Annotated in this window: 4 protein-coding genes; 1 reads left to right on the top strand and 3 read right to left on the bottom strand. The window is 73.5% G+C overall.

The annotated features are described in order from the left end of the window. Positions 1-64: 64 nt before the first annotated feature. On the top strand, positions 65-274 hold the full coding sequence (locus OHU34_RS09455; protein ID WP_230194274.1) for an MbtH family protein: 210 nt from the start codon (positions 65-67) through the stop codon (positions 272-274). A gap of 66 nt (positions 275-340) precedes the next feature. Here the strand turns inward: OHU34_RS09455 and OHU34_RS09450 are convergent, their stop codons facing one another. The 3 genes from OHU34_RS09450 to OHU34_RS09440 form a co-directional block, all read right to left on the bottom strand. Continuing rightward, positions 341-1411 (bottom strand): iron-siderophore ABC transporter substrate-binding protein, encoded by a 1071-nt coding sequence (locus tag OHU34_RS09450; protein ID WP_142266821.1) that lies wholly within the window; start codon positions 1409-1411, stop codon positions 341-343. Positions 1412-1494: 83 nt separating this feature from the next. Beyond that, positions 1495-3249: an ABC transporter ATP-binding protein gene (locus OHU34_RS09445; protein ID WP_405772215.1), complete on the bottom strand. Its 1755-nt coding sequence runs from the start codon at positions 3247-3249 to the stop codon at positions 1495-1497. Between the two features lie 104 nt (positions 3250-3353). Continuing rightward, entirely contained in the window at positions 3354-5132 is a 1779-nt protein-coding gene (locus OHU34_RS09440; RefSeq protein WP_405765811.1) for an ABC transporter ATP-binding protein, read from the bottom strand. Between the last annotated feature and the right edge of the window lie 80 nt (positions 5133-5212).

Raw genomic sequence — 5212 nt, 5'->3', positions numbered from 1 at the left:
ACAAAACGCACTTGACCCGACAACAGACCAGATCAGAGAGACCCGGAGAGACAGGGAACCCGACATGAGCAACCCGTTCGAGAACCCCGACGGCGTGTACTGCGTCCTCGTCAACGACGAGGGCCAGTACAGCCTGTGGCCCGACTTCGTGGACGTCCCGGCCGGCTGGACCGTCGCGCACGGCCCCGCCGCCCGCCAGGAGTGCCTGGACCACATCGAGGCCAACTGGACCGACCTGCGGCCCAAGAGCCTCGTCGAGGCCGAGGGGGCCTGAGCCCGCGGGACATGACGAAGGGGGCGGGCCCGCGGGCCCGCCCCCTTCGTCATGCCGTGGGACCGGTCAGGACGCCGGCTGCTCCACCTCGGTGTCGGTCTTGCCGTCCACCGCCGCGGCGAGCTGCGGCACCAGGCGGTCGATGACGTAGGGGAGACTCAGCACGGTCGACAGCGAGACCGCGTTGCCGTAGTCGCCGGTCTCCTGGATGAAGACCTCACGGCCCTGCTTCACCACGTTCAGGTCGGAGTAGATCTTGTCGCTGTGCAGCTCGGTGACCGCCGTGGTGAGGTCCGGCACGATCCACACGGCGACGTCCTGGTCGAGCAGGTCGAAGCGCTCCTTGCTGATGTTGGCGCCGAACGTGTCCCCGATCACCTTGTCGAGGTCCTTCGGCAGCGAGAAGCCGAGGCCGGACAGGATCCGCGAGCGGGTGTCCTGGCTGCCGTAGACGAACGTGCCCTCGTACGGGGTCGCCATGACGGCCGTGGCCCCGGCGAAGGCGGGATTGGCCTTCCTGGCCGCCGCGAACTTCTCCTCGACGCCCGACACGAGCGTCTTGGCCTCGCTCTCCTTGCCGAGCGCCTTGCCGATCTCCTCGGTCTGCTGCTGCCACGGCACGCCGTAGTCGTTGTACGCCTTCGGCTGGGCGACCACCGGCGCGAACTTCGACAGGCTCTCGTACTGGGCCTTGGTCAGGCCCGAGTACACGGCGAGGACGAGATCGGGCTTCAGCGCGGCGATCTTCTCCACCTGGGGGCCGGTGCCGGTGTCGGTGAGGACGGTCGGCGCCGCCGCGCCGCCCAGCTTGTCCTCGGCCCACGGGCCGACGGCGCCCTTGTAGCCGCCGAGCCACTCGGTCGTGCCGACCGGCACCTTGCCCAGCGCGAGGACGGCGTCCTGGTCGGTGAGACCGACGGTGACGATCCGCCGCGGCTCGGTCTTGATCGTCGTACTGCCGTACTTGTGGTCGAGGGTCACGGGGAAGGCGCCGGCGGCGGACGAGGAGTCCGACCCCTTCGCGCCGGAGGACGAGGAACCGGAGTCGGAGCCGCCGCAGCCGACCGCCGCGACGGCGAGCAGAACTACGGAGGCGAGCAGGCCGGAAAGCCGTGCGGCTCTGGTGGCGCGGGGCATCGGATGATCCTTCTGTTCGTCGCGGTGCGTTCGACGGGGGGGTGGCCGGTTCCGGGGCGGAGGGATGGCGGGCAGGTTTCTCGTCAGGGGCCGTCCGGGGCGGGGGAGCGACTGCCGGACCAGGCGTGCCACAGGGTGGCGTACGCGCCGTCGGCGGTGAGCAGTTCGTCGTGCGTGCCGCTCTCCACGACCCGGCCGTCACCGAGGACGACCACCCGGTCGGCGGTGGCGGCCTGACTGAGCCGGTGCGCCACGACCAGCGCCGTACGGCCCCGCAGGGCCTGCTCGGCGGCCTCGTCGAGCTGGCGGGCGCCCGAGCTGCCCGCCTCGGCTGTCGCCTCGTCGAGGACCACGACCGGCGGATCGGCCAACAGGAGTCGGGCCAGCGCGAGTTGCTGGGCCCGGTCGGCGGTGAGCCGGTGTCCGCCGTCGCCGACGACGGTCTCCAGGCCCTCCGGCAGCGCCTCGGCCCAGCCGAGGGCGCCCACCGTGGCCAGCGCCTCCCGCAGCTCCTCGTCGTCCGCCTGGGGGCGGGCCAGCCGCAGATCGTCGGCCAGCGGTCCGGCGAAGACGTGCACCTCCTGCGTGACGAGTCCCACCAGGCGGCCGGACTCGTCCGGTTCGACACCGCCGACGTCGATCCGTCCGCTCTCCGGCCGGTGCAGCCCCGCCACCAGCTTCGCGAGCGTCGTCTTGCCCGCCCCGGTCGTACCGACCAGCGCGACCCGTTCCTTGGGCCGGATCTCCAGATCGACGCCGTGCAGCACCGGGCGGCCGGGCACATACGCGTGGGAGACCGCGGTCAGCGTCACGGACGGGGCACCTGCGGCGGTCGAACGGTCGTCCGCGCGCTCGGCGAACGTGGGCGACGGCTCGTCCACCACCCCGACCAGCCGGGCCAGTCCGGCCGTCGCCGACTGGGCGTCGTCGAGCAGCACGAGCGCGGTGTTCACCGGTCCGAAGAGGCTGTGGAAGTACAGCGCGGCGGCCGTCGCGGTGCCGACCGAGGCGGAGCCGGAGCGCACCAGCAGGAACCCGGTGACCAGGACGGCGCTGAGGCCCGCGTACTCGGCGATGTGCAGACGGCTGTAGAAGCGCAGCACCAGCTGCACCCCGCGCATCGTCAGTTCCACCGACGCCCGCGAACGGTCGGTGACCCGCCGGGTGTGGCCGGTCTGGAGCCGGTACGCCCGTACGGTCCGTGCCCCGCCGATGGTGTCCAGCAGCTGCTGCTGCTGGGCCCCGGTGGCGATGCGCTCCTTGGCGTACAGGGGCACGGCGTTGCGCACGTACCACCGCGCGGTGTGCGCCTGTACGGGCAGGGCGACGAGCGCGGCCAGCAGGAACCGCCAGTCCAGCAGGGCGAGGGCGCCCAGGGTCAGCACGATCGACAGCGCGGAGCGGGCCAGTTCCGGCAGGGCGCCGCGCACCGCGTCGGCGACCCGGGACACGTCCCGGGTGACCCGGGCGTTGAGGTCGCCGGAGCCCGCTTCCTCCAGCCGCCCCAGCGGCAGGGAGAGCGCACGCTCCACGAACAGCTCGCGCAGCCGGGCGAGCACGGTCTCGCCGAGCCGGGACACCAGCGACATGCCCAGCGCGGTCGTGATGCCCTGCACCACGGCGACCCCGGCCAGCACGAGGACGGGCAGGGTGAGCGCGTCGGGGGAGCGGCGCTCGGTGACCACGTCGACGATGTGACCGAGCAGGGGCTGGGTGAGCAGCCCGACGGAGGTGGCGAGCACCATCAGCCCGAACCCGGCCCAGGCCAGCCCCCGATGCGGCCGCAGCAACTCACGCACCGCGGCCCGGGTGCGGGCGGGACTCGCCGTCGGCAGCAGGGCCCGATCGGTTTCCGCCGCTCCGGCCTCCGCCTGCCCGGCCGCTGTCCGTTCTGCCGCCGTCCGCGCGGCTTCCGTCTGCGCGGCTCTCGACTGTTCCGTCGTCACGCCAGCACCGCCGTCCGGTAGGTCGCGTCGGCCTCTACGAGTTCGGCGTGTGTGCCTTCGGCGCCGACCCGGCCGCCGTCGAGGAGGACCACCCGGTCGGCGACGGCGAGCAGCGCCGGGCTGTTGGTCACCACGACCGTGGTGCGGCCGCGCCGGATCTCGCGCAGCCCCTCGGCGATGCGTGCCTCGGTCACCGCGTCCACGGCCGTCGTCGGATCGTGCACGACCAGGACGGGCGGCGCGGCGCGCAGGGCACGCGCCAGCAGGACGCGCTGGCGCTGACCGCCCGACAGGGACCGGCCGCCCTCGCCGACACCGGTCGCGGCGCCGTGCGGCAGGGAACGGGCCACCTCGTCGGCGTGGGCGGCGGCCATGGCGCGCTCCGTCCGGAGATCCGCCGCCCCGCCCGCCTCCCCGTCGGCCTCACCGTTCTCCGCCCCGTCCGCCTCAGCGATCTCCGCCGGGTCGCTCCGCGCCTCTGCCCCCGCTTCCGGAGTCACGTTCGCGGCCAGCGAGCCGTCGAACAGCACGGCGTCATGGGCGGCCACCAGCACCGCCGCCCGCAGCCCCGCCGGATCGAGTCGGGTCAACGGCACACCGTCCAGTTCGACCGAACCCGACTCCGGGTCGGTCTCCCGGGCCAGGCAGCGCAACAGGGCCTCGGCGGAGGCCGGATCCGTCACGGCGATCCCGGTCAGCCGCCCGGCCGTCAGGTCTAGGTCGACGCCGTCCGGCCCACCGAGCCGCACCCCGCGCAGCCGCAGTTCCCCGCGCACCGGGTCCGGCACCGGGTCCTGACCGCCCACCACGGCGGGCTGCGCGGCGAGGACCTCCGCGACCCGGGCGGCCGAGGCCCGGCCCTGCGCCAGTTCGGCGTTGACCCAGGCGAACGTCTCCAACGGTCCCAGCAGGAACAGCGCGAGACCCACCGCGGACACCAACTGCCCGAGGGTGAGCGAGCCGTCGAGTGCCAGCCGCCCGCCGACCAGCGCTATCAGCGCGATGAACCCACCGGTCAGGGCGAGGACGAGCCCGGTCTGCCAGGACTCGGCACGGGCGGCGCGCAGGGTGGCCGCGAGCGAGGCACGGCTGGTACGGCGGTACCGCTCGACGGCCGCCTGCTGGGCGCCCAGCCCCTTCAGCACCCGAAGCCCGGCCACCAGGTCGGCGGCCACTCCCGAGGCGTGGGCGGCCCGGTCCTGCTCGGCCTCGCTGCGGCGCTCCAGCGGCTTGCTCAGCAGATGCCCCAGCCACAACAGCACCGGCGTGCCCAGCAGCACGATCAGCCCGAGCGGCACGGACGTCAGCAGCAACCACACGGCGCTGGCGGTGATGCCGGCGACCGCCCATATCCCGCTCATCAGCGCCATGTTCACCGCACCGACGCGCTTGGCGTCCTCGGTGGCGACGTTGGCCAGCTCGCCGGGCAGCCGTCCCTCCTCGGCGCCGCCGCGGGCGTCGAGGACCCGGCGCACGATCGCCAGGCGAAGGGTGTGCGCGGCCTCTTCGGCACCGCGCTCACCGGCCCGCGCGCCCAGCCGGAAACTCCACGACAGCGCCACGTACATCACGGCCAGGACGACCAGCCAGAGGGCGAGCCGGCCGGCGTCCTGCCCGGCCACGGCCTGGTCGATGACGACACCGATGAGCACCGGGACCAGGGCTTCCCCCAGTTGGTGCACACACCCGAGCACCGCGCCGAGACCGACGCGCCGCGCCTGCCCCCTGACCGAGCGCGTCAGGACGTCCCGCCCCGACTGTTTCCCTGATCTCACCAGCCACCCTCCGGAAACCGGTCAACTTAGGCAAGGCTACTCTAAGTGAATGTGGCCGAGTCAATGCCCTGGTGGCCCGA

It is taken from the genome of Streptomyces sp. NBC_00080, from assembly GCF_045041255.1.
Taxonomy (GTDB): Bacteria; Actinomycetota; Actinomycetes; order Streptomycetales; family Streptomycetaceae; genus Streptomyces; species Streptomyces coriariae.
The sequence above is the reverse complement of the archived record's forward strand: the minus strand, read 5'-3'. Positions and strand labels throughout refer to the sequence as shown.

What these genes read in the sequence shown, in the direction of transcription:
- OHU34_RS09455 (WP_230194274.1), top strand. Translation starts at nt 65, where the DNA reads ATGAGCAACCCGTTCGAGAACCCCGACGGCGTGTACTGCGTCCTCGTC.
- OHU34_RS09450 (WP_142266821.1), bottom strand. Translation starts at nt 1,411, where the DNA reads ATGCCCCGCGCCACCAGAGCCGCACGGCTTTCCGGCCTGCTCGCCTCC.